This is a genomic window from Aeromonas sp. HMWF017, assembly GCF_003061465.1.
In the GTDB taxonomy this organism is placed as follows: Bacteria; Pseudomonadota; Gammaproteobacteria; order Enterobacterales; family Aeromonadaceae; genus Aeromonas; species Aeromonas veronii.
On record NZ_QAJD01000136.1, the window covers coordinates 70866 to 97349 of the forward strand.

The window sequence follows — 26484 nt, forward strand, 5'->3', positions numbered from 1 at the left end:
CCCATATTCTGTCCACTGTTTTACACGAGCTGCATATTTCTCCACACAAGGTGATATGTGCGAGATGACCTGTTCTACAAATAGTTTATATGCCAACAAACTAGATGTTTGTTCCATTATTTCAGGAGTTACGGTGAACCGATAAGACTCGCTTGATATAACAAAATGATTTGTAGGGAGAAAAGCCAACCTTAGCTATGGTCAGCGAAGGGGCTTTTTTTGTATTATTCCCCTCTTGACCTTATTTAGCCTAAAGGCTCCTGTACTGGGAGTGGTGACGAGGAAGACATGCAACAGCTTGAAGAAGTAGTCGGCCAAGCCAGAGCCGAAATTGAGGGCGTGAGCGATATCGCTACCCTCGACGAAATCCGGGTCAAATATCTGGGTAAAAAAGGCTTTTTTACCGAGCAGATGAAGGGCCTGGGTGCCTTGTCTGCCGAAGAGCGTCCTGCCGCGGGCGCCGTGATCAACCAGGCCAAACAGCAGGTTCAGGATGCGCTGAACGAGCGTCGTGAAGCGCTCGAAGTCGCCGTGCTGAACCAGAAGCTGGCTGCCGAGACCATCGACGTCAGCCTGCCGGGCCGCCGCGTCGAGAATGGCGGTCTGCACCCGGTAACCCGCACCATCGAACGCATCGAGCGCCTGTTTGGTGAGATGGGCTTCAAGGTTGCCCGTGGTCCCGAGATTGAAGATGGCTTCCACAACTTCGATGCGCTGAACATCCCGGCGCACCACCCGGCGCGTACCGATCACGATACCTTCTACTTCAATCCTGATCTGATGCTGCGTACCCACACCTCCGGTGTGCAGATCCGCACCATGGAGCATCAGCAGCCGCCGATCCGCATCATTGCACCGGGCCGCGTCTATCGTAACGACTACGACATGACCCACACCCCGATGTTCCATCAGGTTGAAGGTCTGCTGGTTGACGAGCATGCCAGCTTTACCGAGCTGAAGGGCATCCTGCACGACTTCCTGCGCAACTACTTCGAGGAAGACCTGACTATTCGCTTCCGTCCTTCCTACTTCCCGTTCACCGAGCCGAGCGCCGAAGTCGACGTGATGGGCAAGAATGGCAAGTGGCTGGAAGTGCTGGGCTGCGGCATGGTGCACCCGAACGTACTGCGTTCGGTCGGCATCGATCCGGAAAAATACTCCGGCTTTGCCTTCGGCATGGGCGTTGAGCGCCTGACCATGCTGCGTTACGGGGTCAACGACCTGCGTGCCTTCTTCGAAAACGACCTGCGCTTCCTCAAGCAGTTCAAGTAAGGGCGAGAGAACATGAAATTCAGTAAATCCTGGGTGCTGGAGTGGGTCCGCACCGAGTTGAGTGACAATGCACTGGCCGAGCAGATCACCATGGCCGGTCTGGAAGTGGACGCCGTGGAAGCGGTGGCTGGCCAGTTCAACAATGTGGTCGTTGGTGAAGTGGTCGAGTGCGCCCAGCATCCGGACGCCGACAAGCTGCGGGTGACCAAGGTCAATGTGGGTGAAGCCGAGCTGCTGGACATCGTCTGCGGCGCGCCGAACTGCCGTCAGGGCCTGAAAGTGTGTGTGGCCAAAGTAGGGGCGACCCTGCCGGGTGATTTCACCATCAAGAAAGCCAAGCTGCGTGGCCAGCCGTCCCACGGCATGCTCTGCTCTTTCAGTGAGTTGGGTATCGACGTTGAAGCCGATGGCATCATCGAGCTGCCGGCCGATGCCCCCATTGGTACCGATATTCGCGACTACCTCAATCTGAACGACGTCTCCATCGATGTGGATCTGACTCCTAACCGTGCCGATTGCCTCGGTATCGCCGGTCTGGCCCGTGAAATTGGCGTGCTCAACAGCGTGGACGTGGTCGAGCCGACCTGGGCACCAGCTGTTGCAAGCATTGATGCAACTTTCCCGATCCGGGTTGAAGCACCAGCTGATTGCCCCCGTTATCTGGGCCGCGTCATCAAGGGGCTTAACTTGCAGGCCAAGAGCCCGCTCTGGATGCAAGAGAAGCTGCGACGTGGCGGCATTCGCTCCATCGACGCCATCGTCGACATCACCAACTACCTGCTGCTGGAATACGGTCAGCCGATGCATGCCTTCGATCTGGCTACCCTGGAAGGGGAGCTGGTGGTGCGCCGCGCCCACGCCGATGAGCCGATGACCCTGCTCGACGGCAACGAAGTGAAGCTCAAAGAGACCACCTTGGTGATTGCCGATGCCAAAGGTCCTGCCTGCATGGCCGGTATCTTCGGCGGCAACCGCACTGGTGTCTCCGAGACCACTACCGACATCCTGCTGGAGTGCGCCTTCTTCGCGCCGCTCTCCATCACCGGCCGTGCCCGTGCTTACGGTTTGCACACCGACTCCTCCCACCGCTTCGAGCGCGGGGTGGATCCCGAGCTGCAAGCCAAGGTGATGGACAGAGCCACCCGTCTGCTGCTGGACATCTGCGGCGGCGAAGCGGGTCCGGTCATCGAGGTCAAATCCGATGCCCATCTGCCGAAAGCGGCACCCATCCGCTTGCGTCGTAGCAAGCTCGACAAGGTGATCGGTATCAGCGTGGCTGATGCTCAAGTGGTCGAGATCCTGACCCGCCTCGGCATGCAGGTGACCGTGGATGCTGACGGTTGGACTGCGCTGGCACCCTCCTGGCGTTTCGATATCGCCATCGAGGAAGACCTCATCGAGGAAGTGGCTCGCATCTACGGCTACAACAATATCCCGAACCTGAAACCCGCCGCCTCTCTGGCGATGGTTGAGCAGGCAGAAGGGCAGGTGACCCTGAAGCGTGTGCGCGACCTGCTGGTTGACCGCGGCTTCCAGGAAGCGATCACCTACAGCTTCGTCGATCCCAAGACTCAGCAAACCCTGTTCCCGCAGAGCGATGCCATCGTACTGCCCAACCCGATCTCGGTCGAGATGTCCGCTATGCGTGTCTCTCTGTTCCCGGGTCTGGTGCAGGCGGTGGTTTACAACCAGAACCGTCAGCAGCCGCGCGTGCGTCTGTTCGAACAGGGTCTGCGTTTCATCAAGGATGAAAGTGCCGAGAACGGCATCCGTCAGGAGCCGATGCTGGCCGGTATCATCACTGGCAACCAGAGCGATGAGCACTGGGACATCAAAACCCGCGCAGCCGACTTCTTTGATTTGAAAGGGGATCTGGAAGCGGTGCTGGACTTGACCGCCGAAGGGGCCACCTTTACCTTCGAGCGCACCGAGCACAGCGCCCTGCACCCGGGCCAGAGCGCAGCCATTCTGCGTAATGGCGAGATCATCGGCCACATCGGCGTGATCCACCCGAGCCTCGAGAAGAAGCTGGGCCTCAAGAGCCGCGCGGTGATGTTTGAGCTGGAGCTGGACAAGCTGACCCCGGCCAAGGTGCCGGTAGCAGCCGAAGTTTCCAAGTTCCCGGCGAACCGTCGCGACATCGCCGTGGTGGTCGATCGTCAGGTTCTGGCAGGTGATGTGCTTGCGGTAATTAAAAAAGTTGGCGGAAATCAGGTAGTTGGAATAAACTTGTTTGACGTATACCAGGGTGCTGGTATGGCAGAGGACAAGAAGAGCCTGGCCATCAGTCTTGTATTGCAAGACACCCAGCGCACCCTGGAGGAGAAAGAGATTGCCGAGACCGTAGACAATGTCGTGCGGGCCCTTGGTGAAGAGTTGAATGCATCCTTGAGGGATTGATCTATGGCGCTTACCAAAGCCGACATTGCAGAGCACCTGTTCACCCAGCTCGGGATGAGCAAGCGTGAAGCCAAAGATATGGTGGAAGCCTTCTTTGAGGAAATCCGACAGGCGCTTGAGCGTGGTGAACAAGTCAAGATTTCAGGCTTCGGTAACTTTGACCTTCGTGAGAAGAATCAGCGTCCCGGACGCAACCCCAAAACGGGCGAGGATATTCCTATCAGCGCCCGCCGCGTGGTGACCTTCCGGCCTGGCCAGAAGCTCAAGGCCAGGGTAGAAAATGTTGAACCCAACGAGTGATAAAAAGCCAGGCAGATGCCTGGCTTTTGTTTTCAGATGACCAAATTCCCCGTTTTTCTTCTGGGTGCCGTGCTGGCACTGCCGTTACACGCCAAGCCTTTGCAGACCACAGTGCTGCCGTTGGCACCGGCGACCCAAGCTTATGTCAATTCACTGAGCCAGCTTTCGCTCTGCTATCCTGCGACGCTTCCTCCACCATATCTGATGGCCGAGGGGGGACTGCTCAAGGATCGTCTCGCCCGGTTGCAGGAGCTGTTCCCGATTCCGCTGGTACTCAAAGAGCTGCCCGATTGGCAGACATTGCGCAACGGGCTCGCAGAGGGGGAATGCGATATCATTCCCTATGTCGGAACCCGCAAGAAGGCCGTGGAGGGCATGCGGTTAAGTCGTCCGATGATGGAGACCGATGCCGCCATCCTCTACAAGGGAGAAAATCTCAAACAGGCCCGCTTTCTGGTCTACTCGGTGGCAGACTCAGCCCGCCTGCTGCACGAGCTCTATCCCCAGGCACGCGTTATTTCCCTAAAAATCGGAGAGAAGGTCTACGACGCGCTGCAGAGTGGCAAGGGTGACGCCTATCTGGGGGACTATCTGCAACTGCGCTATCTGATGCGCGAGTTTCCTGCCGATGGGTTGCGCCTGCGCCGCCTGTTTGGTGAGGATCGGATCATCAGCTATCGCTTGATGATGCGTGATCAGCCTGAGTTGGCCAATCTGATGGACACCCTGATCCGTCATATGCCCGCCGGTACTATCTATACCGATCTTGCTCGCTATCTCGATCAGGGGTCGCTATATGTCAACCAGCCCCACTTCAGCGATACCGAACAGGCCTGGTTATCCGGCCGCGGTCGCACCATTCGCCTGGTGGTCAATCCCGAGTTAATGCCCTATAGCGGCGTCAATGATCTGGGGGAGGCGAAAGGGTGGAGCGCGGATGTGCTGCGCTGGGTCACCCAGGAGACAGGCCTGAAATACAAGCTGGTGCCTGCCGCCAGCAAGGCGGAGGCCGTAGAAAAGCTGCGCCGTGGTGAGGCGGATATGATGGCCGGCTTGCCGGAATCCCCGGCATTGACGGATCAGTTCATTTTCAGCCGGACGATCTCCACCAACCGGTTTGCCTTGATCAGCAAGCGTAAGCTGGCAGCCGATCGCATCACCCAGCTCAAGCGCCAGCGTATTCTGGTGCCGGAATCCCTCTACGATCCCTCCTTGCTCGCCCTGCTCGGTGATCAGGAGTGGGTTCGCACCGACGGCCTCGAGCAGGGGCTTGCCGCGATCAAACAGGGCAAGGCTGACGCCATGTTGAGCGAGCTTTATCAGCTGCAATATCCCCAGCGTACCAACTTGTTGGAAGGGCTCGATATCGAGGAGCTGGAAGATCGTTTCAGCCTTGGCTTTGCCATCAACAAGAGTCAGACCGAACTGGCCGGGGTGATGGATCGCAACCTGATGGCGCTAACCAGCACCCAGCTCGACGAACTTAACCAGCGCTGGCGCCGCTTGCTCGTCGTGCAGCAGCCCGGCGTGAGCTACGCCGCCTGGTTTGGCTCCATCGCTATGGCACTGCTGATGAGCGGTATCGTCATCGGCGGGATCTGGCGCTCCCGCCAGCAACTGGCACGGGAAGTGGCCCAGCGTCACGCCGCCGAGAAGGCGCTGGCCATCGAGAGCGAGCTGCGGGAAACCATGTTTCAGGCGTTGCCGGTGCCCGTCTATCTGCGCAACAGCCAGGGCAAGGTGATCAAATCCAATAAACAGGGGCGACGTCTGGCCCTGCGCTATTCGCAACAGTTGATGCTGCCGCCGGTGCAGCCCCAGAAGAGCGAAGGGGAGCTGGTGCTGGGGGATCAGGTCTTCGCCTATGCCCAGCATCCGCTGCGGCTGGACAAGCAAGCACCCGCCACCGACCTTATCGCCCTGTCGGATATCAGTGTGCTGCGTGAGCAGGCCCGTTTTCTGCGTCAGGCAGAGCGCCGCCTGCGCGCCCTGACCAATACCGTGCCCGGCGTGGTGCTGCAGTTTATGTTCGAGCGGGGACGGGTAGGGGGGATCGAGTTTATCAGCCGGGGCTGTTACGAGCTGCTGGGGCTGGCGAGTCAGCAGATCCGTCGTGAGCCCAAACGGGTGCTCATTATGCTGGAGCGCGAGGATCTCCGTCGGGTAAGCCGTGAGATGTTCGCCATGTTGCAGGCTGGCAAACCCTTCGCGTTCACCATGCGCTATTACCATCCGACCAAGGGTCTGCGCTGGTTGCAGCTCTATGGCCGTGGCCGCAGTCAGCCGCAGGGTTGGCGGATCTATGCGGTGATGCAGGATGCCACTACCAGGGTCGAGCAGGATCAGGCATTGCAGCACTCCCATGAGCAGGCGCAACAGGCAGTTCTGGCCAAGGGGCGCTTTCTGGCCGCCATCAGCCACGAGATCCGCACGCCGATGAACGCCATGCTCGGCTTGCTGGAGTGGCTGGCCAGTACGCCTTTGTCGAGAGAGCAAGACTCTGCGCTGGCGCGGGTGCGTCAGGCGGGGGATGAGCTGCTCGGCCTGCTCAACGATGTGCTCGACTTTAGCCGCAACGAAAACAGCAAACTCTCCCTCTCGCCCCAGCCCACCGATTTTGCCGAGCTGTGCGAGCACGTGGCGGCAGTGCACTGGACCAAGGCGCGGGCCAAGGGATTGCAACTGCGCCTTAAGTTGGACCCGGCTCTGCCAGCCCTGCAGACCCTCGACCCTCACCGGGTACGGCAAGTGCTCCACAACCTGCTCTCCAATGCCATCAAGTTCAGCCTGCGTGGGGAAGTGGTGCTGTGGGCCGAGGTGGTCGCATCAACCTTGCGCTTCGGTGTGGATGATCAGGGGCCGGGGATCACCGCCAAGATGCGCACCACGCTCTTTATGCCGTTCGAGCAGTTTGCTGTTGAAGGGCAGCTGCGGGCGCCGGGCACCGGTCTTGGTCTGGCCATCTGCAAGCAGCTGATCGAGCAGATGGGTGGGCTTATCGATGTCGAGGGGCGCGCCGGTGGTGGTAGCCGCTTCTATTGCGAGTTGCCCCTCAAGCGGGTGCAGCAGGAGCCGGACTGGCAGCCCAATGTGCGACAGCTGGCGCTCTCTTTACCCCACGATGAGGCGCAAGCGGTCTCGCCCTGGCTCAGTCGATTGGGGATCGCCACCGTCAGCAACGCCGTTGATACGCTGCAAGCGGAGGTGGACGAGAAGGGGCTCTACTATTGGGCCTGGCAAGGGGAGTCCTGGGTGCCCGGGACCATCATCACCCTGATGCAGCCACGGCTGACCCCGGATCAACCGGTCGCCGGTACCCAGCCCGGGCTTGGTATGCGGGTACTGCTGGTTGAAGATCACGATGTCAATCGCGAGCTGATCAGCCTGCAACTGGGACAACTTGGTGCCAGCGTCATCACTGCCGCCAACGGGCAGCTGGCGCTGGAGATGCTGGCACAGCAGGATGTGGATTTTGTGCTGACCGATCTGCAGATGCCGGTGATGAACGGGGCCGAGCTGTGCAGGCAATTGCGCCAATCCGCCCGTTGGGCCCGTCTGCCGGTCTATGTGATCACCGCAGATCTCAGTGACCAGGCAGCAAGGGAGCTGCAATCCTGCGGTTGCGATGGCCATCTGGACAAGCCGGTCGCCCTCAAGGAGCTGGCGACCTTGCTGCGCCATATTGCCAAAGAGGGGAGCAATGCTGTCGCCCCGACACCGGTTGCCTCGCTGCTGACCGATGAACTGGCCGCCCTTTATCTGAAGGCTACCCGTGATGATTTGGCCGAACTTGAGCGCTGCAGCACAGAAGAAGATGAAGTTGGCGTGAATGCTGCTTTACACAAGTTGAAGGGGGCCGCCAGAATGGTAGGGGCGACGGCGTTGGTGGCGGTCATTGAAGAGTGGCAACAGGCGCCCCATCCGATGCTGCAAGCCAGATTGAACCGGGCACTGGATGAGTTCAGCCAGCAGTTTTCAAAGAGGGCTCAAGATGATCATCACTGATGAAGAATTACTGGCGTTGCTCGATTCGGAAGAGCATGAGGCGGCAGGATTTTGCCCCATTGTGCTCTATGCCCTCGACAGCACCGCCCATGCGTTGGCCAGCACCATGACATTGCCCTCCTATGTCACGCTGCACCGTACCCGACCGGATGCCTGCTGGCAGTGGGAAGGGCTGTTTGCGGCCGGCGCCATTGCCCTTTACGACCCTGCAGCTCATCAGCAGGCGGACTACTTTTCCCAGTTGCAGCAGCATGAGGGGATCTACGCTATCGGCGAAGATTGGCTGGGGGGGCTTGCCGCCAGTTATCGTGACTGGTGCAACTGGCTGGCCGCTAACAAGGTGCTGCTGCTCGAGGATCACCCGTTTCAGGGGATGCAACTGCAACAGACCATCGCCGGGTTGGGGCTCTCCTGTCAGTGGGTACAGGATGAATCGGCCTGTCTTGCGGCATTGTCGGCGGGCGACATCAGCCTGCTGGTGTGCGATCTCAGTCTGGTGGAGCAAGATGCCATCAGTCTGCTGATGAACCAGCCCCAGTTGCAGGAGGCCGGGCTGCCCATTGTGCTGCTTTCGGCCCATGAGCAGACGCTGATCGACGGTGCCCGCCGCCTGCTGCACGATGCCGGTTTCAATATTCTGGCGGCGCTGGCCAAGCCGCTTGATTGCGACGAGCTGCTCAGGTTGCTGCGTCGACTCTATCTGGGCCCGCTGCGTCAGCAGCGCTTGAGCGGCCAGCGCCGCTCCATCCGCCGGTGGCAGGGGGAGGTGCAGGGTCAGCTTGGGCTGCTCTCCAGTCCCGCGACCCCTCATCCGGTCTGGCTGGCGGTAACGGGTTTGCCCAGCCGCTGGGAGGCGCTCAAGGATTGGCTGACGGAGCAGTCGCGTACCCCAGCCGAACTGACCCTGCTGATCCACCGTCGTGACCACCTGCTCGGCAATGCCGATCGCTTCGCGCTGGTGCTGCAAGCCAGTCTGGCGGGGAGCAAGCTTGCGCTGCTGCTCGATAACAGCCAGCATCTGCCATTCGATCTGCTGGAGCGTTTGCCGCTGCAAGCCTTGCTGCTGGGGCAGGGGATCTTGCCGGAGATGGAGTCCTTGACCGGTGACTCCCTGCTGGGACGCTTTATGGCCCGGGTTCGGGAGCTGGGGATCGCCGTCTATCTGGATGATCCTTACAACCTGCTCGACGTCGAGGTGTGGCGAGAGCGCGGTATGACGGGGCGCTGGTAAGCCATGCCGCGCTACCTCTGCTGGCCCATGCACCGGGAGCGCCTTGGCAAAGGGCTGGATGGCTGGCCCCATCCGGTTTCCCGGGCCGCTCTGCCACTGGCGATGCAGGTCTCCGGGGTGCCTTGCCTGCTGCGCGAGCTGCATGGGGTGGCGCCTGCCCGCATGCTGGCCGCTTACGATGCATTGAGTGAAGAGAGCATCTATCTGCGCTTTATGCGCCCGAAACGGACGCCGCCACCGGAACAGGTGGCCCAATTTCTCAATTACCATCCCGAACAACAGATCTCGCTGCTACTGACCGATCTGGCCGGTGAGCCGCTGGCTCAGGCGCAATCAATCCGCCGTCGCCTTCATCCCGATCGGGCGGAGTTTTCTTGCATCGTGGCGGATCACTTTCAGCACAAGGGGGCGGGGCGGCGCATTCTGCTGGCGCTGGCACTGCTGGCCAGGGCGAACGGGATTCGGGAGTGGACGGCGGAAGTACTGGCCCAGAACCGGCCCATGCTGACCCTGCTCAAGCGCCTTGGCTTACCGCTGACCCTGGTAACCGGGCGGGAGATGGTCTTTGTCAGACTGGATCTGTCGGTACTGGATGCTTGGTTACTCGAACCGCCAGCCGCACTGCTTAAGACCAAGGGCGAATAGTGACACTTTTTTCCCTGTGCTAAGGTCACATTTATTGTGCGGGGATAGACGGAGTAGCTTATGGCCCAGTCATATAAACATATCGTGATCCTGACCGGCGCGGGGATCTCTGCCGAATCCGGCATCAAGACTTTTCGTGCCTGCGACGGTTTGTGGGAAGAGCACAAGGTCGAGGACGTGGCGACCCCCGAGGGGTATGCCCGGGATCCCGAACTGGTGCTGCGCTTTTACAACTCCCGCCGCAAACAGCTGCAACAGCCCCAGGTTCACCCCAATCCGGCCCACTATGCGCTGGCCCGCCTCGAGCGACTGCTGCCCGGTTCGGTGACGCTGGTCACCCAGAACATCGACAATCTGCACGAGAGCGCTGGCAGCAAGAACCTTATCCATATGCACGGGGAGCTGCTCAAGGCTCGCTGCCCCGAGTCCGGTCAGGTGATCGAGTGGCGCGGTGATCTCCATCAGGACGAGCTCTGCTCCTGCTGCCAGTTCCCTCAGCCGATGCGTCCCCATGTGGTCTGGTTTGGCGAGATGCCGCTCGGGCTGGATCGCATCTACAGTGCGCTGGCCCAGTGCGATCTCTTTATCTCCATCGGCACCTCTGGCGCTGTCTATCCGGCGGCCGGTTTTGTGCATGAAGCAGGATTGAACGGGGCGCACACCATCGAGCTCAATCTCGAGCCGAGCGAGGTAGGTAGCCAGTTTGACGAGAAACGTTATGGCCCAGCCTCCCTGCTGGTGCCCGCCTATGTCGATGAGTTGCTGGAGGCGTGCGGCATTCATCAACCGAGGCAAGTCGAGGGACACAACTGGATGGAGATGCGCGGTCCCTGAGCTACTGTGCGACGGGACAGTTGCAATGGTTCGGTGAAATCGCCACACTGGCAACCATTAAAAAAATGGGACGCAGTTGGCGCAAATTACCATGACCGCAGTAAAGCAATGGATCGCTTTTTTTCTCCTGATGCTGGCCAGTGCCAGCACATCGGCCTCCATCCCCCTGATGACCCTGGTACTGCCAGATGGCCAGCAGGTGACCCTCGATGAGGCGGCTCTCTCCGCCTTGCCACAGACCGAATTCACCACTACGACCCCCTGGACTCAGGGCGCCCACCACTATCGCGGCCCGACCCTGTCAGCCGTGCTGGCGGCGCAAGGGATCCCGGATGCCCGCAAGATCGCCGTCTCGGCCCTCAACGGCTATCAGCAGGTGGTGGATCTGGCCCTGTTCGACGGCGTGCCGCTGACCCTGGTGCGTCAGGAGGACGGCAAACCGCTGACCCGGCGCAACAAGGGGCCGCTTTGGCTGCTCATCCCGTTCACCACCTATCCCAAGCTGGACGTGCCCGCCATCCATAACTGCATGGTGTGGCAGGTGACCCGCATCGAGATCGTCGATTGATGGGGCTATCCCGCCAAAATCTGCTGTTGGTTGCGGTGTCGCTGCTGTTTCTGCTCTCGTCGGGCAGCAGCCTCTATCTGCAGTATCGGCAGGAGCAGCTGGTCGATACCTTCTACCGCAATGTCCACTGGAACATCAGCCAGGTGATGCTCGAATCCCAGCGTTTTCTCTACGACTTGCAGCTCTATCGGGCCGGCAGGCTGACGATAGAGACCCTGAGCCTCGATTACGATCTGCTGTGGAACCGGCTCGACATCTTCCTCATCAGCAGTGAAACCGCCGAGATGCGCCAGCGGCACGGGCTCGGCAAAGTGCTGGCCACCCTGTTCGAGCAAATCAAGCAGCTCGAACCCCAGATGGAGGCCGGTGCGCTGCGCGAGGGGGCTGAGCTTGCCCGCTTGCAGGAGGCGATCGTCAGTCAGACCCGTCTCATCGAACAGATAGGGGATCAGATCCTCTCCGGTCAGGAGCGGGAGCATTCGGTCAGCCAGATCCGCAACAGCCTGTTCTGGCTGCAGATCTGGCAACTGATCCTGTTGCTGACCGGTGGCGCTCTGGTCGCAGCCCTCATTCGCGCCAATCTGGCGAACCGTTGGCTTGCCCTGCTCGATCCCCTGACCCAGCTTGGCAACCGCCGTGCCCTGCAGGAGCAGCTCTCTCGCGCTCTGCATGCCGATGATGTGAGCGCCCTGGTGGTGCTCGATCTCAAGCGCTTCAAGCAGGTCAATGATCTGCTGGGTTATCAGGTCGGTGATCGGTTGTTGCAGATGGTGGCCAACAAGCTGCAACAGGCTCATGGCAGTCACGCTTACCGCCTCGGTGGTGACGAATTTGCCGTGGTGCTGACCAAGGCAGATGATGCGCTGGAAACCGCCATTCATGAGTTGGTGGATCTGCTCCATTTCGAGTTCGTGACCCGGGAGTGCAGCTTCGATCTGGCCTGTCGGCTCGGGGTCGCCAAGGCGCAGCAACAGGATGCCGCCCGGCTGCTGGATCAGGCCATCCTGGCCCTCAATCAGGCCAAGCGTAGCCAGGAGGGGGCGATCAGCTGGTTTGAGCCTGCCATGCTGCAGCAGTTGCAGTTGAGTCAGCAGCAGCTTCATCAGCTGCGAGAGTGGTTGGCGGGACGCGAGCCAGCACCGCTGCGAGTGGCATTGCAGGCGCTGACGGACGGGCAGGGCAACGACATGTGGCAATTGGCGATTGAGTGGCGTGAGCAGGGAGTGCCTTGCCATATGCGCTGGCTGCAGGAGTGCGGTGTGCTGGGGCCCGTGTTGGCCCGTGTGCTGCAAGCGCACGAGGCGCAGTATGCCGATGGTCGGGCACTGCTGGTCCCGCTCGACAACCAGGCCCAGCTGACTCATCTACTGGCCTATCTGCCGGAGGCTTCCCGTACGCCGCTGGTGTTGCTGGTGCCGATGCTGCAGCAGGATAGTGCCTTGCTGGCGGGATTGCGGCAACAGGGTTGCACTCTGGCGCTCAGAGAGATTGGCAGTACAACCGCGGCGCAGCTGGCAGCCGGCTGGCCTGTCCGCTACTGGCTGCCGCAGGGTGATGAAGATGGCGAGTTGCTGCAACCTCTGGCCAGACGATTGGGGCTGGTGCCACTGCAAGTGCTGGCGGCCAGGGAGACCAGGTCGCTGGCCTTAGGGCAAAAAGCGGTATTGCATCGGCAAGAGACAAAATGAAACAAGGCGACCTCGGGGTCGCCTTGTTCTTTTATTGCCCCTGAAAATCAGGGGCGAGGGGCGCAGGATTGCCTGATCACCAGGTCCGGGTCGACGGTGATCAGGTGGTTCTCCACCGCTTCGCCGTTGATGCGGGCCAGCAGGCGGGTGACGGCGAGGCGCCCCAGCTCCTCTTTGGGCTGGTTGACGGTGGTGAGCGGCGGCGACATAAATTCTGCCAGTGCCACATTGTCATAGCCAACGATGGAGATATCCCGCGGGATCACCAGCCCGGCCTGATGGGCGGCACTGATGGCCCCCATCGCCATCATGTCGTTGCAGACAAAGAGGGCGGTGGGACGCTCGGGCAATGCCAGTAGACGGGTCATCGCCTGATGGCCGCTGGCGCAGTCAAAATCACCCTCCTGGATCCACTCTTGATTGATCGTGAGACCCGCCTCCTGCAACGCCTGTTCAAAGCCAGCTTGGCGCTGGTTGGCGGGGGCGCGGCTGTGGGGGCCTGTGATGCAGCCGATGGCGGTATGGCCCAGCTCAATCAGATGGCGCGTCGCGAGATAACCACCGTGGAAGGAGTTGTCGGCGATAAGATCCACATCCTCGCTGACCAGCCCCCAATCCATCACCACCACCGGCAGGCTCTTGAGCCAGTCGAGCTGATTGAACACCTCTTGTTGGCCTTCGCTACACATGATGAGCAGGCCATCGACCCGCTTGCGCAGCATCATCTTGAGGTAGGAGAGGGCGGTCTCGGCCTGACCCTCGGTGTTGCCCAGCATCAGGTTGTAGCCCTGCTCGAAGCAGTAACGCTCCACCCCGCGCACCACTTCGGCAAAGAAGGGGTTGCTGGAGGTAGTGACCAGCATGCCGATACTGTTGGTCTCCTTCACCTTGAGGCTGCGAGCCACCAGACTCGGGGCATAGTTGAGCTCGCGCATGGCCGCAAAGACCCGCTCACGGGTCTCCTCGGCCACGAAACGGGTCTCGTTGATGACGTGGGATACGGTGGTGGTGGAGACCCCCGCCAGCGCCGCCACCTCCTTGATATTGGCCATCAGTGCCCCTGCGCAGTCTGCTCAAGCAGGAAGGTGTCGGCCTCCTGCTTGCTCGGGATGGAGCTCTGGGCACCGAACCGGGTGACGGAGAGCGCCGCCGCCCCGTGGGCAAAGCGCACCGCGCTGTGGAAATCGGCTCCGGCCAGTTCCGCCGCCAGCAGGGCGCCGTTGAAGGTATCGCCCGCGGCAGTGGTATCCACCGCCTTGACACGAAAGCCCGGGATCAGCTGCTGCTGCTGTGCGTTGCTGCAATAGACCCCCTGCGACCCCAGGGTGATCATCACATCCGCAATACCCATCTGGTGGAAGCGGGCTGCCGCCTCGCGCGCGCTCGCTTCGTCGGTGACTTTGACGCCGGTCAACAGCTCGGCCTCGGTCTGGTTGGGGGTGATAAGGTCCACCAGTGCCAGCAGCTCGCTTGAGAGCGGACGGGCAGGGGCGGGGTTGAGCACCACCCGGGTGCCGTGGGCGCGGGCTAGGCGTGCAGCTTCATGAACGCTCTCCAGCGGCACTTCCAGCTGCAACAGCAAGGTGTGGGCGTCGGCGAGCATGGCTTCGTGGTTTTTCACCACGGCAGGGGTGATGGCCCCGTTGGCTTCGGCGGAGATACCGATACTGTTCTCCCCCTCATCGCTCACATAGATGATGGCGATACCGGTCGGGAGCTTGGGATCGAGCTCGACGGCACTGACGTCGATGCCATCTTTGGCAAAGCCGGCTTTCATCTGGTGGCCGATGGCGTCATCACCGATGCGGGCGATAAAGGAGACGGGGGCGCCGAGGCGGGCAGCTGCGACAGCCTGATTAGCCCCCTTGCCACCGGGCACCACCTGATAGCTGTGACCGGTCAGGGTTTCACCCGGGCGAGGAAAGTGGGGAACGCGCAGCACGTGGTCTGCATTGACACTGCCCAGAACGACGAGACGATTCATGTTGACTACTCCTGATGCATCTTGGCTTGAACACTGTGATGGAGTGAGCCCAAGCCGGGAGGCACCTGAACGAGAGGGAAAAGGGGAGGCGAACCTCCCCTCGAGCACTTACTTGCTGACCACTTGCAGCGGGACCGGAATGGATTTCTCAACCAGCTGACCTTTCAGCACCTTGTCGGCAGTCTCGACGCCGATGGCACCGATCAGGGCAGGCTGCTGGGCTACGGTGGCGGCCAGTTTACCCTTGGCTACGGCGGCTTTGCCATCGTCAGTGCCGTCGAAGCCAACGATCATCACCTCTTTACCGGCAGCCTGCACGGCGCGGATGGCACCCAGCGCCATTTCGTCGTTCTGGGCGAACACCGCCTGTACGGTCGGGTGGGCAGCCAGCAGGTTTTCCATGACGTTCAGACCCTTGGTGCGGTCAAAGTCGGCGGGCTGGGAAGCCAGCACCTGCAGCTTGTTGGCCGCTACGGCCAGGGCAAAACCTTCACCACGGTCGCGGGCGGCGGATGTACCGGCAATCCCTTCCAGCTGAATGACCTTGGCGCCGGTACCCAGTTTTTCGGTGATGAAGTCACCGGCCAGCTTGCCGCCTGCCACGTTGTCGGAGGCGATATGGGCCTTGACCTCACCCTGCGCAGCACCACGGTCCAGAGTCAGTACCGGGATGTTGGCGCGGTTGGCCAGACGGATGGCGTTGCCCACCGCTTCGGAGTCGGTGGGGTTGATCAGGATGGCGCCGACCTTGCGTACGGTGAGATCTTCCATGTTGGAGAGCTCTTTGGCCGGGTCATTCTGGGAGTCCAGTACCACCAGCTCGTAGCCAAGCTCTTTGGCTTTGGCTTCGGCACCCTCTTTCATGGTGACAAAGAAGGGGTTGTTGAGGGTGGAGACCACCATGGCCAGGGTTTGATCGGCGGCATGGGCGGTGCCCAGCACGGACATGATGGCGGCAGCGAGCAGGGTATTGAGCTTTTTCATCATTTCATTCCTTGTGTGTGGCTTGTCTTATCAACGATTGCTTTTGTTATCGATCATCACGGCAAGCAAGATCACGCTGGCCTTGGCGATCATCTGGTAATAGGAGGATACGTCGAGCAGGTTGAGGGCGTTGTTCAGGAAGCCGATGATCAAGGCACCGATCAGGGTCCCCATGATGCGGCCCTTGCCGCCCATCAGGCTGGTACCACCCAGCACCACGGCGGCGATGGCATCCAGCTCGTAACCCATGCCCGCCGTCGGCTGGGCAGAGGAGAGGCGAGAGGTAACGATAAGCCCTGCCAGTGCCGAGAGCGCGCCGCACAGACCATACACTGCCAGCTTCACCCGATCCACATTGATACCGGAGAGGCGGGTGGCAGACTCGTTACCGCCCAGCGCGTAGATGTAGCGACCGAGACGGGTGTGGTTGAGCATGAACCAGGCGAGCAGGAAGACGATGGCCATCAGCCAGATGGGCACCGGCAGACCGAACAGGTAACCGGTACCGAGCCAGGCGAAGTGATCGGCGCCGTCACTGAAACCGGTGGAGATGGGGCGACCCTCGGTATAGACCATGGTGATGCCGCGCAGAGCGGTCATGGTGACCAGGGTGGCGATAAATGCCTGTACCTTGCCCTTGGCAATGATGAGGCCGCTGACGCCGCCCAGCAGGGCACCGGCACCCAGAGTGAGGGGCACCACCAGCCAGATCGGCAGCTCCATGGCGACCATGGTGGCGGCCAGCGCGCCGCACAGGGCAAGCACAGAGCCGACCGACAGATCGATACCGGCGGTAAGGATAACCAGCGTCATACCGACCGCCATGATGGCGTTGACCGAGGTTTGGCGCAGGATATTGAGCAGGTTGTCGGCGGTGAAGAAGTTGGGGCTCAGAAAGGAGACCACACCAATCAGGACCAGCAGCGCGACCAGGGATTTATTCTCGATCCACCACGCCTTGCTCATAACGCCACGGCGGGAAAGGGTTTGGGTTGTCATTGGGATGCCTCTTGCTCTGCTTGCCACTGTTTACCGACTGCCGCCGCCATCAGCTTCTCCTGATTGGCATCGCGGGTGTTGAACTCTGCGCTGATGCGCCCTTCGTGCATCACCATGATGCGATCACTCATGCCGAGCACTTCCGGCATCTCGGAGGAGACCAGAATGATGCTCATCCCCTCCTTCTTGAACTGGTTGATCAGCTGATAGATCTCCTTCTTCGCCCCCACGTCGACGCCGCGGGTCGGCTCGTCGAGGATCAGCACCTTGGGCCGGGTCAGCAGCCCCTTGGCGATGGCCACCTTCTGCTGGTTGCCTCCGGAGAGCAGCTTGATCAGCTGATCCTGACTCGGGGTCTTGATGTTGAACAGGCGCACATAGTCGCTCACCGCCTGCCGCTCGGCCTTGCCGTCAATCTTGCCGTTGCTGATGAACTCGTCGAGGGCGCACAGACTCATGTTTTCGCGCACCGATAGCTCCAATACCAGCCCATCACCCTTGCGATCTTCAGAGATATAGGCGATGCCTGCGGCCAGACCATCCGCCGGGCTTTTGGGCACCAGAGCATGACCGTCAACTTGCACTTCACCGGTGCTGATGGGGCTGGCGCCATAGATAAGCTTCATCAGCTCGGTACGGCCGGAGCCCATCAGGCCGCTAAAGCCCAGAATTTCCCCCTGACGCAGGGAGAAGCTCACCCCGCGCACGCCGGGACCAGCCAGATCCTTCACCTGCAGGCTGACGGGGCCGAGCTCGCGCTCAAGGCGCGGGTACTGCTCTTCCAGCCGCCGACCCACCATCATCTCGATGATCTTGTCTTCATCCAGATCGCTCACCGCCTTCTCGCCGATCCACTTGCCATCGCGCAGCACGGTGACCCGATCGCAGATCTCGAAGATCTCCTTGAGGCGGTGGGAGATATAGACGATGCCGCAACCTTGCTCACGCAGCTCGCGGATAACCTTGAACAGTTGCTCAGTCTCGGTATCGGTCAGCGCATCGGTGGGTTCATCCATGATGATGACGCTGGCATCGAACGACAGCGCCTTGGCGATCTCCACCATCTGCTGTTCGCCGATGGAGAGATCCCCGAGTCGGGTATCCGGCCCGTGTTTGACGCCAAGTCGCGCCAGGAGGGTGCTTGCCCGCTCGCGCAGCTGTTTGTGGTCGATGCTGCCAAAACGGGTACGCGGTTCGCGCCCGAGGAAGATGTTGGCGGCAATCGACAACTCCGGCAGCAGGTTCAGCTCCTGGTGGATGATGCTGATCCCCTGATCCTGAGAATCGCGCGGCCCCTTGAAGTGAACCGGTTGACCGCGGTAGCTGACACTGCCCGCATCGGCCTGATAGATGCCGGTCAGCACCTTCATCAGGGTGGATTTGCCGGCGCCATTTTCACCGAGCAAGGCCATCACCTGGCCCGGATAGACCCGCAGACCCGCTTCGTCGAGGGCGCGCACACCGGGGAAGGTCTTGACGATCCCGGTCAGCTCCAGAATGGGTGAGAGGGGGGAGGTTGTGCTCATTTGCAGCTTCCTTGAAGAGGCCTTCTTTGAAGAAGGTCAGAACGCCACACCGGCGCAGAGGATCAGGTTGGCGTAGGGAGTCACCTCGCCGCTGCGCACGATGGCCTTGCTCTGGCGGGAGCGGGTTTTGAACTCCTCATGCAGGCAGTATTCGATGGCGATGGGCTTGCCCTGGGCAGCTGCGTGCGCTTCAAGCTGATCGACCAGCGCCTGATGGGCGGCGGGGCTGATCTGCTTGATCTCGCTTGCCATGATCACTTTCTCCACCACCAGATCGGTGAGCAGGGCGCTCAGCACGGTTTCGAGGCTGGGCGTCCCCGCCATCAACGCCAGATCGATCCGCTCCGGCCCTGCCGGAATGGGCAAGCCCGCATCGCAGACGGTGATCTCGTCGGTGTGACCCATCTGTGCCACCAGAGCACTCAGGGGAGCATTGAGCAGTACGCCTCGTTTCATACAGCACCTCATCAGGCTTTCGCCATCGCAGTTTCTTCTCAGGCAACCGGTTACGCAACCGGTTGCGTTATGGCGCAAAGATAGGCTTTTTAGGGTGGAAGGGCCACGGCAAAACCACGGAAATGTGAAAACGATCTCAAAGGCGGGAGAAGAAGTGCAAGGGAGGAGGCAGGAAGGGTGTCAGCAGAGCCCTGACCCCCTTGTTATTTATCGAGCTATTGATTTTATAGTTAGTTGGCCAGTGCCTTGGCGACCGCCGGACGGCTCAGCATGCGCTGATAATGCTCGGCAACTTTGGGGAATTCACTGATCTCGACCCCATCGCTTTTCAGCCAGCCCGCGACCACGAACAGATAGATGTCCGCCACGCTGAACTGCTCGCCAAGTACCCAGGGGCCTGCCAGATAGTGCTGCTCAATCTGGGCAAAGCCATCGCGCATATTGCTGGCGACTTTCTGCTGCATGGCGGCAATGGCCTGCTCGTCATCGGCCCAGCGGCTGCCACGGCGACCATGGGCGTGGGAGACATGCACAGTGGAGGCGAAGAAGCTGTTGACCTCCTGCATGCGGGCCAGCAAGAACGGGTTGTCCAGCGGCGCCAGTTTGGCATCGGGGAAGCGCTGCGCCACATAGAGCAGCAGGGCCGGGGTCTCGGTCAGGGTGCCCTGCTCGGTGATCAGGGCAGGCACCCGCCCTTTGGGGTTGATGGCAAGATACGCTGGGTCACGTTGCTCCCCTGCGGCGAGGTTGACGAGACGGGGTTGGAACGGGGCATTCGCTTCCAGCAGGGCAATCTGCACGGCCATGGCACAGGTGCCGGGAGCGAAATAGAGGGTCAGATCGGACATGAATACTCCTGATTGGCTCAGGCCACCCGCAATATCGGCGAAAGATTGTTTCGCGTAACACCACGGAGGGTCATGAAAAAAGAGAGGGGGCAACGCTTGCCCCCCAACCAATCTACACCCCTGAGGGGTGATGAAAAAGTGCAGAATTAATCGACTTTGGCCGCTTTGCTGTTTGCCCACACCCTAAACCCCTTGGCCAAAACCTCGAACCAGATGTTGCTGAGCTTGATGGCATCGCTGACGACTGAGGGGTGGCAAGTTGGTACTGAAAGGACTGGGGGGGCAATAGCGCTCCCGCCTCGCGATGCACTCTATCTGTGAGAAATCATGCAGGTGGAAGACTGATGCCCGTGTGCGGGAATACAGATCCTTTTTGCGATGATCCTTTCAGACTTGAAGGGGAGCACCGCAATTATTATCAATAAGACAGAACCTTATTCCCCATATAGCTTAATTTCCAACACATTGGCGATGGCACTGCCATTCCAGTGGTATTCCAGATGCTGGGCTTGGTGAATCTTGGTGACCAGACGGGGGCGATAGAGCACATGGCAGTTATGACCGCTGTGGCGCACAGAACGGTAGTGGATACCGTCTATCCCCTTGGTTTTCTGTTCTTGGGCGAAAGCTTGGGATTGACCATAGTTGGTTGCGTGATAAAGCGGGGTGGAGAGAAATTCCGCGCTGGTGATATCGACCAGATTGGCGTTGAACTCGGTATAGAGCACCCGCATCTGTACTTTCTGAGCGGGTTCGTTGGTGTAGCCGAACATGCGCTCTTGGTGATACACAGTCTCTTTGATGGCAGTATCGAGCAGGGGGGCGCAGTAGTAACCGCCGAAATCGCCAGTGGTGAATCGGGCTCCTTCCGGGTTGATATGGGTGAAGGCTGCCATCACATAGCTGCTGCCATTTAGCCCGACCAACCAATCCTCTTTCGGTACCAACGACAGAACACCCGCCGCTTCATTCAACCGATCATTGGTCAGTGACTCTATGGCCCAGACGGCCTCCAGTTCGTCCGCATTAGCTACGTCTTCATAGAGATCGATGGTGGGGTAGCGGCTTGGAATGATCCGATAGGCTCGCTCCCCCTTGAGTTCAATCAGTGGCGGCTCTTGCATCAGGCCATCCCCCCGCGCCAGGCATGCAGACGGGTGGCCACTTCATACAAATCAGCCACGCGGCCAGCGTTCATAATGTCCATCGCGCTGCGCCCGGCAAAGAAGGGATGGCTGTTGGGTTTGCGCACCCAGCCGTAGATGCTGTCGTCGGCACTGAACAGCATCCTCAGACACTTATGGATATTGAGGATGTAGCTCATCCGTTCTTGCATATCCACGGTCAGACGGATCCCGCCGTTTGACTCTTTGTATTTGTTCAATGTTGAACGGGATGAAATGCCAAGAAGTTTCAGCTGTTCATCTGTATTGCAGTGCCACTTATCCAGGATACGGAATACCACAGGCAGTGCCTTACTGGGGTCAATGGCGCCATTTTTCAGGGCTTTTTGTGCAGTGTTGGCCATATGTCCTCCTTACTATAGTCAGCGCCAGACGGCTGTCTGGCGCGTGAAATGTTAACTTGAGTTTAGTGTAGAAGAAATGCGCACACATGTACACATTTATACATATGTGCACATATATGTTCATTCTTGGGCGTTAATCTTCTTCCTTGAGGTCACGCAAAAAACACTCAGTGGTCAGCCACTATCTGGTGTGGTCCTGGCTGGTACATTGGGTTGATTTTCGAGCCGATGGGCCAGCTTGATGGAGGCCAGACACTAGGCGCGCCATATGTCGATCGGTGTGCTGTCGTGTTTAGGCATCGAAGAGGTGAAGATGAAAAAGGGAGCGATTGCTCCCTTAATCCATTAAGCCCGTCAGGGTCGATTAACCGCCGACTTAACCGGCCTTGGCCACCATGGCTTTCAACTGCAGGAAGTACTGCTCGTAGAGGCGGGAGGCATCCCCCACATCGGACTGGAACTCCCCCTTGCGCTTGATCTCGTCACTCGGGAAGACCATGGGGTTATTGCGAAACGCCGGGGTGAGCAGGGGAATGGCATCCTTGACCGGAGTGGGGTAGCCAATCGCCTCGGCCACCTTGGCGGCCACATCGGGGCGCATCAGGAAGTTGATCAGGGCGTGGGCCTCTTTCACATGTTTGGCTTTGGCCGGGATGGCGAGGTTGTCCATCCAGAGCACGGCGCCTTCTTCGGGGTAGGTCATCTGGATGGAGGGATATTCGCGCTGGGCGCCGTAGGCCGAGCCGTTCCACAGCATGCCGATATTGACCTCACCGGCGATAAAGGGGTCGGCCGGGTTGTCGGAGTTGAACGCCTTGACGTTGGGCATCAGCTTTTTCAGGTATTCGAAGGCTTCAGAAATTTGCGCCTTGTCTTGAGTGTTGGGGCTGTAACCCAGCTGCACCAGCGCGATATGGAACACCTCGCGGGCATCGTCCATCAGCAGCAGGCTCTCTTTCCACTCCGGTGCCCAGAGCTGTTTCCAGCTGGTGACCGGCTGCTCGATGATGTCGGTGTTGGTGCCGATGCCGGTTGCGCCCCAGATATAGGGGATGGAGTAGCGGTTGTCCGGGTCGTACTCATGGTTGAGCAGGGTAGGGTCGAGGTGCTTGAAGTTGGGCAGCTGGGCGCGATCCAGCGGCTGCAGCATCCCCTCTTTGGCCATTTTCGAGATGAAATAGGTGCTGGGCACCACCACGTCATAGCCGTCGCCATGGGTTTTCAGCTTGGCGTAGAGGGTCTCGTTGGATTCGTAGGTGGAGTAGATCACCTTGATGCCGGTCTCTTGCTGGAACTGCTCCAGCAGGCCGTCCGGCACATATTCCGACCAGTTGTAGAAGTAGACCACCTTGTCGTCGGCCGCGTGAGCGCTCTGGCTCAGCAGCGGGGTGGTGAGGGTGAGGGCGGCTGCCAGCAGGGCGCCGGCCTTGTGTTGGATTGTCATCAACAACTCCTTGGGGTTATGGGGCCTTGCGGCCCACCGTGACAGAGTTCGCCAAAGATGGCGGGGACGAAACGGGCAGGGTCAACCCTGCCGTTTACGCAGTAACAGTTGCGCCAGCAGCACCATCCCGAGGGAGGCGACCAGCATCAGGGTGGCCAGGGCGTTGACCTCGGGGGAGACCCCCACCTTGACCATGGAGTAGATCTTGAGCGGCAGGATCTCGTAGGCCGGGCCGGTCACAAAGGAGCTCACCACCACGTCGTCCAGCGACAGGGTAAAGGAGAGCAGCCAGCCCGCCATCACCGCCGGCAGGGCCAGCGGCAGTATGATGCGGCGCAGGATGATCCACTCGCCAGCCCCCAGATCTCGCGCTGCCTCCAGCATCCGCACATCGAAGCCGCACAGCCGCGAGTAGACGGTGATCACCACGAACGGCAGGCAGAAGGTGATGTGGGCGATCAGCAGCGACCAGAAGCCCAGCGCAATGCCGGTCACCACAAACAGGGTCAGGAGCGAAATAGCCATCACGATATCGGGGGACATCATCACCACGAACAGCATGCCGCTGACGTACTGCTTGCCGCGAAAGCGGTAGCGAAACAGCGCCACGGCGGTGAGGGTGCCGATCAGGGTGGCGGCGGTGGCGGTGAGGGCGGCGATGGTCAGGGAGTGCTGGGCCGCCTGCATCAGGCTGGCGCTGGCAAACAGCTTCTCATACCAGCCCAGAGTAAAGCCGCGCCAGTCGATACCATATTTCGACAGGTTGAAGGAGTTGGCGATCAGCACCCCGATGGGCACATAGAGATAGCCAAACACCAGCAGCAGGAACAGAGCCTTCAGTGCGCGCATCATGCCAGCTCCCCCTTCTTGCTGAGCAGCTTGCCCGCCCGCCAGTAGCAGTAGACCAAGAGCGCCATCAGCACCGTCAGCATCGCGCTGATGGCGGCGCCAAAGGGCCAGTCACGGCTGTTGAGGAACTGGGTCTTGATCAGGTTGCCGATCAGCAGGTGCTTGGCGCCCCCCAGCAAGTCGGAGACGTAGAACATCCCCATGGCGGGCAGGAACACCAGCAGACAACCGGCGATGATGCCGGGCAGGGTGAGGGGCAAAATGATCCGCACCAGCCGCTGCCAGCCGTTGGCGCCAAGATCTCGCGCCGCCTCCAGCAAACGGCCATCCAGCTTTTCGATGCTGGAGTAGAGCGGCAGCACCATAAAGGGGAGCAGCACGTAGACCAGCCCGATGATGACAGCCACCTCGGTATACATCATCTGCAGCGGCCGCTCGATAAGCCCCAGATCAAGCAGCCAGCCATTGATCAGTCCCCGGGTGCCGAGCAGCACCTTCAGCGCATAGGTGCGAATGAGAGAGTTGGTCCAGAACGGCACCACCACCAGAAACAGCAGCAGCGGGCGGATACGCGCTGGCAGATGGGCCAGCAGCCAGGCAAAGGGGTAGCCCACCAGCAGGCAGATGGTGGTGGCGAGCAGCGCCAGCCAGAGGGAGTGGAGCAGCACCTCGAAATAGAGGGGGTCCAGCAGGCGGCCATAGTTGCTCAGGGTAAAGAACGGCGCGATAAGCTCGGACTCGTCACGGGTCAGGAAGCTGACGCCGATGATCATCAGGTTGGGCAGGAAGACAAACAGCGTCAGCCAGCCCAGGATCAGCGCAATGGCTCCGTTGCGAAAGCCGTTGTGGGCAAAGCTGTGCGGTACCCGCAGATTAGTGAGGCTCATAGGGCAGCACCACCTCCCAGCTGTCGACCCAGTGGATCGCCACCTCCTGACCCAGGCGGTAGTCAAAGTCGGGGTCATCCTCGTCGAAGAACTCGGAGATAAGCAGCTGTTTGCCACTTTCGAGCTCGATCACCGAATCCAGCGTCGCCCCCTTGTAGTTTCGCTCGCGGATATTGCCCCGCAGCGCGCCGCTCTGATCGTCATCCTGATCGAGAATGCGCAGATCTTCCGGGCGCAGCAGCACCAGTACTTTGTCGTCTGGCTGGAATGGCAAGGAGGTATGAAGCAGGCATTCGCGCCCCTCTACCTCGGCCTGCCAGATACCGGGCTCGCGCTGACTGATCAGCTTGCCATCCATCACGTTGATCTCGCCGATAAAGCGGGCCACGAACAGATTGGCTGGCGATTCGTAGATATCGCGCGGGGTGCCGCGCTGGATGATCTTGCCGCCCTCCATCACCAGGATGCGATCAGACATGGTGAGTGCCTCTTCCTGATCATGGGTAACGAAGACAAAGGTGATGCCCAGGCGACGCTGCAGCGCCTTGAGCTCGCTCTGCATCTGCTTGCGCAGCTTGTAGTCGAGTGCCGAGAGGGATTCGTCGAGCAGCAGCAGGCGGGGCTTGTTGACTACCGCGCGGGCGATGGCGACCCGTTGCTGCTGACCGCCGGAGAGCTGATCCGGGCGGCGATTTGCCAGCTCGGTGAGCTGCACCATGGCGAGGGTCTCCTCGACCCGCTGGCGGATCTCGCTGGCCGGTACTTTCTGCATCTCGAGGCCAAAGGCGACGTTTTCAAACACCGTCATATGGGGGAAGAGCGCATAGCTCTGGAACACGGTGTTGATGTGCCTGTGTTCGGCGGGGATATGGGTGATCTCGTCACCGGCCAGATGGATGGTGCCACCATCGACCGATTCGAGCCCGGCCAGCAGGCGCAGCAGGGTGGTCTTGCCACAGCCGGAGGGGCCCAGCAGGGTAAGAAATTCACCGTCATAGATTTCAAGGTCAAGGTCACTCAGGATCACCTTGCCATCGTATTTTTTGCTGATCTTGTTCAGCGCGACAATTACCTGTGGATTGTTCATCATCCGCCAGTCTCACCCCAGCCAGTGGCCATCGTGTTGAAAGAGGGCCGCATTCTATGCAGCCGACACATGAAATTAAAGGTTTTTTGGCCCGAATTAGCCGCAAGTGCGCAGGAAAAACGGCTACGAATAGCGGACCAAATCGCTATAATGTGCCACCTGATTTGGTCGTTTTCGATATTGGATAGTCAATTGAGTAATAAAATGCGTATTGGCGGCTCCCTTGAGCAGTCTCTGAACCAGGGCTACCGCCTTGATCTGAAAGGGGTCATCCAGGAGGGATGGCAACAGACCCGCCGTACCGGATTTGGCCTGCTGCTGGCGATTGTCGGGGTGACGGCGATCTGGATTCTGCTTAGCAATGTGCTGCTGTTGCCCTATCTGGGGGATGACAACCAGATGAATGTGGCCATGGTGCTGAGCCTGCTGATGACGGTGGTGATGGCCCCCATGACCAGCTCCCTCGATATGCTGGGGTTGCAACAGTCGGTCGGGGTGCGTGCCCGTGCCAACCAGGTGTTCGACTTCTTCCGCCACTTTGTACGCCTCGGCATGTTGAGCCTGCTTGGCAGTCTGCTCACCAGCCTGTTTGGCCCGCTGTTCGATCTGCTGGGTTTGCCCGCCGTGCTCTCTTTCATTCCCTCGGCCCTGATCGGCATGGGGCTGCTCTTTACCGTACCTCTGGTGCTGGAGCGCGGCCTGACGCCGCCCCAGGCCATTCTGGTCTCTCTCAAGCTCTTTGCGCGCGGCTGGCCCAGCATTGTGCTGTTTCACGGCGTGATGACCGCGCTCTTCTTCCTGGCTCTGATCCCTATGGGGTTGGGGCTTATCTGGGTGGCACCGCTCTATTTCAACTGCAAGGGGATCCTCTATCGGGATCTCTGTGGGGTGGGGGTAGAGGTTAACGAGGTGACAGAAGGCCCCAACCATTTCAATGCATGATGCAAAA

The 26484-nt window shown here is 60.0% G+C and carries 23 protein-coding genes; 10 read left to right on the top strand and 13 right to left on the bottom strand.

Features of this window, described 5'->3' with window-relative positions:
* Positions 1–288 precede the first annotated feature (288 nt).
* The 9 genes from pheS to DBR30_RS13900 all read left to right on the top strand — a co-directional run bounded on the left by pheS (position 289) and on the right by DBR30_RS13900 (position 12943).
* Positions 289–1272: a phenylalanine--tRNA ligase subunit alpha gene (gene pheS / locus DBR30_RS13860; protein WP_108542114.1), complete on the top strand. Its 984-nt coding sequence runs from the start codon at positions 289–291 to the stop codon at positions 1270–1272.
* A gap of 12 nt (positions 1273–1284) precedes the next feature.
* Positions 1285–3672, top strand: coding sequence for a phenylalanine--tRNA ligase subunit beta (pheT, locus tag DBR30_RS13865; RefSeq protein WP_108542115.1), 2388 nt, complete (start codon positions 1285–1287; stop codon positions 3670–3672).
* Between the two features lie 3 nt (positions 3673–3675).
* The gene (gene ihfA / locus DBR30_RS13870) at positions 3676–3972 is read left to right on the top strand and encodes an integration host factor subunit alpha (RefSeq protein WP_005300715.1); all 297 of its coding nucleotides are present in this window, start codon (positions 3676–3678) and stop codon (positions 3970–3972) included.
* A 15-nt stretch (positions 3973–3987) separates the two neighbouring features.
* On the top strand, positions 3988–7977 hold the full coding sequence (locus DBR30_RS13875) for a response regulator (RefSeq protein WP_108542116.1): 3990 nt from the start codon (positions 3988–3990) through the stop codon (positions 7975–7977).
* Positions 7964–9208: a response regulator gene (locus DBR30_RS13880; protein WP_108542117.1), complete on the top strand. Its 1245-nt coding sequence runs from the start codon at positions 7964–7966 to the stop codon at positions 9206–9208. Before DBR30_RS13875 ends, DBR30_RS13880 begins: the two co-directional genes overlap by 14 nt.
* 3 nt (positions 9209–9211) lie before the next feature.
* On the top strand, positions 9212–9853 hold the full coding sequence (locus DBR30_RS13885) for a GNAT family N-acetyltransferase (protein ID WP_108542118.1): 642 nt from the start codon (positions 9212–9214) through the stop codon (positions 9851–9853).
* A 60-nt stretch (positions 9854–9913) separates the two neighbouring features.
* Positions 9914–10687, top strand: a complete 774-nt coding sequence (cobB, locus tag DBR30_RS13890; protein ID WP_005336680.1) for a Sir2 family NAD+-dependent deacetylase — start codon at positions 9914–9916, stop codon at positions 10685–10687.
* Positions 10688–10778: 91 nt separating this feature from the next.
* Positions 10779–11255 carry a hypothetical protein gene (locus DBR30_RS13895; protein WP_108542133.1) on the top strand — a complete coding sequence of 159 codons (477 nt, stop codon included), beginning with the start codon at positions 10779–10781 and terminating at the stop codon, positions 11253–11255.
* On the top strand, positions 11255–12943 hold the full coding sequence (locus DBR30_RS13900; protein ID WP_181363583.1) for a GGDEF domain-containing protein: 1689 nt from the start codon (positions 11255–11257) through the stop codon (positions 12941–12943). The genes DBR30_RS13895 and DBR30_RS13900 overlap by 1 nt, the downstream gene beginning before the upstream one ends.
* Before the next feature lie 47 nt (positions 12944–12990).
* On the opposite strand, the gene DBR30_RS13905 is transcribed toward DBR30_RS13900, so the two are convergent.
* The 13 genes from DBR30_RS13905 to potA all read right to left on the bottom strand — a co-directional run bounded on the left by DBR30_RS13905 (position 12991) and on the right by potA (position 25538).
* Complete coding sequence (locus DBR30_RS13905; protein ID WP_042053688.1) at positions 12991–13995, bottom strand: substrate-binding domain-containing protein; 1005 nt, start codon at positions 13993–13995, stop codon at positions 12991–12993.
* A complete protein-coding gene (gene rbsK / locus DBR30_RS13910) occupies positions 13995–14927 on the bottom strand; it encodes a ribokinase (RefSeq protein WP_108542120.1) in 933 nt (310 codons plus the stop codon). Before rbsK ends, DBR30_RS13905 begins: the two co-directional genes overlap by 1 nt.
* A 108-nt stretch (positions 14928–15035) precedes the next feature.
* Positions 15036–15911: a ribose ABC transporter substrate-binding protein RbsB gene (gene rbsB, locus DBR30_RS13915; RefSeq protein ID WP_108542121.1), complete on the bottom strand. Its 876-nt coding sequence runs from the start codon at positions 15909–15911 to the stop codon at positions 15036–15038.
* 30 nt (positions 15912–15941) lie between these two features.
* Positions 15942–16910 (bottom strand): ribose ABC transporter permease, encoded by a 969-nt coding sequence (gene rbsC / locus DBR30_RS13920; protein ID WP_005336670.1) that lies wholly within the window; start codon positions 16908–16910, stop codon positions 15942–15944.
* Positions 16907–18436, bottom strand: a complete 1530-nt coding sequence (rbsA, locus tag DBR30_RS13925) for a ribose ABC transporter ATP-binding protein RbsA (protein WP_108542122.1) — start codon at positions 18434–18436, stop codon at positions 16907–16909. Before rbsA ends, rbsC begins: the two co-directional genes overlap by 4 nt.
* 36 nt (positions 18437–18472) lie before the next feature.
* Positions 18473–18892, bottom strand: coding sequence for a D-ribose pyranase (rbsD, locus tag DBR30_RS13930; protein WP_108542123.1), 420 nt, complete (start codon positions 18890–18892; stop codon positions 18473–18475).
* A gap of 230 nt (positions 18893–19122) precedes the next feature.
* Positions 19123–19740 (bottom strand): glutathione S-transferase family protein, encoded by a 618-nt coding sequence (locus DBR30_RS13935; RefSeq protein WP_108542124.1) that lies wholly within the window; start codon positions 19738–19740, stop codon positions 19123–19125.
* A gap of 434 nt (positions 19741–20174) precedes the next feature.
* The gene (locus DBR30_RS13945; RefSeq protein WP_108542125.1) at positions 20175–20864 is read right to left on the bottom strand and encodes an RES family NAD+ phosphorylase; all 690 of its coding nucleotides are present in this window, start codon (positions 20862–20864) and stop codon (positions 20175–20177) included.
* On the bottom strand, positions 20864–21268 hold the full coding sequence (locus DBR30_RS13950) for an MbcA/ParS/Xre antitoxin family protein (protein ID WP_005336648.1): 405 nt from the start codon (positions 21266–21268) through the stop codon (positions 20864–20866). Before DBR30_RS13950 ends, DBR30_RS13945 begins: the two co-directional genes overlap by 1 nt.
* Positions 21269–21644: 376 nt before the next feature.
* Positions 21645–22712 (bottom strand): extracellular solute-binding protein, encoded by a 1068-nt coding sequence (locus tag DBR30_RS13955; protein WP_108542126.1) that lies wholly within the window; start codon positions 22710–22712, stop codon positions 21645–21647.
* An 81-nt stretch (positions 22713–22793) separates the two neighbouring features.
* Positions 22794–23564, bottom strand: a complete 771-nt coding sequence (potC, locus tag DBR30_RS13960; protein WP_005336644.1) for a spermidine/putrescine ABC transporter permease PotC — start codon at positions 23562–23564, stop codon at positions 22794–22796.
* Positions 23561–24448 carry a spermidine/putrescine ABC transporter permease PotB gene (gene potB / locus DBR30_RS13965; protein ID WP_108542127.1) on the bottom strand — a complete coding sequence of 296 codons (888 nt, stop codon included), beginning with the start codon at positions 24446–24448 and terminating at the stop codon, positions 23561–23563. The genes potC and potB overlap by 4 nt, the downstream gene beginning before the upstream one ends.
* On the bottom strand, positions 24435–25538 hold the full coding sequence (gene potA, locus DBR30_RS13970) for a spermidine/putrescine ABC transporter ATP-binding protein PotA (RefSeq protein ID WP_108542128.1): 1104 nt from the start codon (positions 25536–25538) through the stop codon (positions 24435–24437). The genes potB and potA overlap by 14 nt, the downstream gene beginning before the upstream one ends.
* 201 nt (positions 25539–25739) lie before the next feature.
* Between potA and DBR30_RS13975 the strand changes: the two genes are divergently transcribed.
* Entirely contained in the window at positions 25740–26477 is a 738-nt protein-coding gene (locus tag DBR30_RS13975; RefSeq protein WP_181363584.1) for a hypothetical protein, read from the top strand.
* Positions 26478–26484 lie beyond the last annotated feature (7 nt).

Coding starts and splice junctions, on each gene's coding strand:
- DBR30_RS13900 (WP_181363583.1), top strand. CDS start 11,255: ATGGGGCTATCCCGCCAAAATCTGCTGTTGGTTGCGGTGTCGCTGCTG.
- potB (WP_108542127.1), bottom strand. CDS start 24,448: ATGAGCCTCACTAATCTGCGGGTACCGCACAGCTTTGCCCACAACGGC.
- potA (WP_108542128.1), bottom strand. CDS start 25,538: ATGATGAACAATCCACAGGTAATTGTCGCGCTGAACAAGATCAGCAAA.
- DBR30_RS13875 (WP_108542116.1), top strand. CDS start 3,988: ATGCCTGGCTTTTGTTTTCAGATGACCAAATTCCCCGTTTTTCTTCTG.
- potC (WP_005336644.1), bottom strand. CDS start 23,564: ATGATGCGCGCACTGAAGGCTCTGTTCCTGCTGCTGGTGTTTGGCTAT.
- rbsK (WP_108542120.1), bottom strand. CDS start 14,927: ATGAATCGTCTCGTCGTTCTGGGCAGTGTCAATGCAGACCACGTGCTG.
- DBR30_RS13905 (WP_042053688.1), bottom strand. CDS start 13,995: ATGGCCAATATCAAGGAGGTGGCGGCGCTGGCGGGGGTCTCCACCACC.
- DBR30_RS13945 (WP_108542125.1), bottom strand. CDS start 20,864: ATGCAAGAGCCGCCACTGATTGAACTCAAGGGGGAGCGAGCCTATCGG.
- rbsB (WP_108542121.1), bottom strand. CDS start 15,911: ATGAAAAAGCTCAATACCCTGCTCGCTGCCGCCATCATGTCCGTGCTG.
- DBR30_RS13955 (WP_108542126.1), bottom strand. CDS start 22,712: ATGACAATCCAACACAAGGCCGGCGCCCTGCTGGCAGCCGCCCTCACC.
- pheT (WP_108542115.1), top strand. CDS start 1,285: ATGAAATTCAGTAAATCCTGGGTGCTGGAGTGGGTCCGCACCGAGTTG.
- DBR30_RS13885 (WP_108542118.1), top strand. CDS start 9,212: ATGCCGCGCTACCTCTGCTGGCCCATGCACCGGGAGCGCCTTGGCAAA.
- DBR30_RS13895 (WP_108542133.1), top strand. CDS start 10,779: ATGACCGCAGTAAAGCAATGGATCGCTTTTTTTCTCCTGATGCTGGCC.
- DBR30_RS13935 (WP_108542124.1), bottom strand. CDS start 19,740: ATGTCCGATCTGACCCTCTATTTCGCTCCCGGCACCTGTGCCATGGCC.
- rbsD (WP_108542123.1), bottom strand. CDS start 18,892: ATGAAACGAGGCGTACTGCTCAATGCTCCCCTGAGTGCTCTGGTGGCA.
- rbsA (WP_108542122.1), bottom strand. CDS start 18,436: ATGAGCACAACCTCCCCCCTCTCACCCATTCTGGAGCTGACCGGGATC.
- ihfA (WP_005300715.1), top strand. CDS start 3,676: ATGGCGCTTACCAAAGCCGACATTGCAGAGCACCTGTTCACCCAGCTC.
- pheS (WP_108542114.1), top strand. CDS start 289: ATGCAACAGCTTGAAGAAGTAGTCGGCCAAGCCAGAGCCGAAATTGAG.
- DBR30_RS13950 (WP_005336648.1), bottom strand. CDS start 21,268: ATGGCCAACACTGCACAAAAAGCCCTGAAAAATGGCGCCATTGACCCC.
- DBR30_RS13975 (WP_181363584.1), top strand. CDS start 25,740: ATGCGTATTGGCGGCTCCCTTGAGCAGTCTCTGAACCAGGGCTACCGC.
- cobB (WP_005336680.1), top strand. CDS start 9,914: ATGGCCCAGTCATATAAACATATCGTGATCCTGACCGGCGCGGGGATC.
- rbsC (WP_005336670.1), bottom strand. CDS start 16,910: ATGACAACCCAAACCCTTTCCCGCCGTGGCGTTATGAGCAAGGCGTGG.
- DBR30_RS13880 (WP_108542117.1), top strand. CDS start 7,964: ATGATCATCACTGATGAAGAATTACTGGCGTTGCTCGATTCGGAAGAG.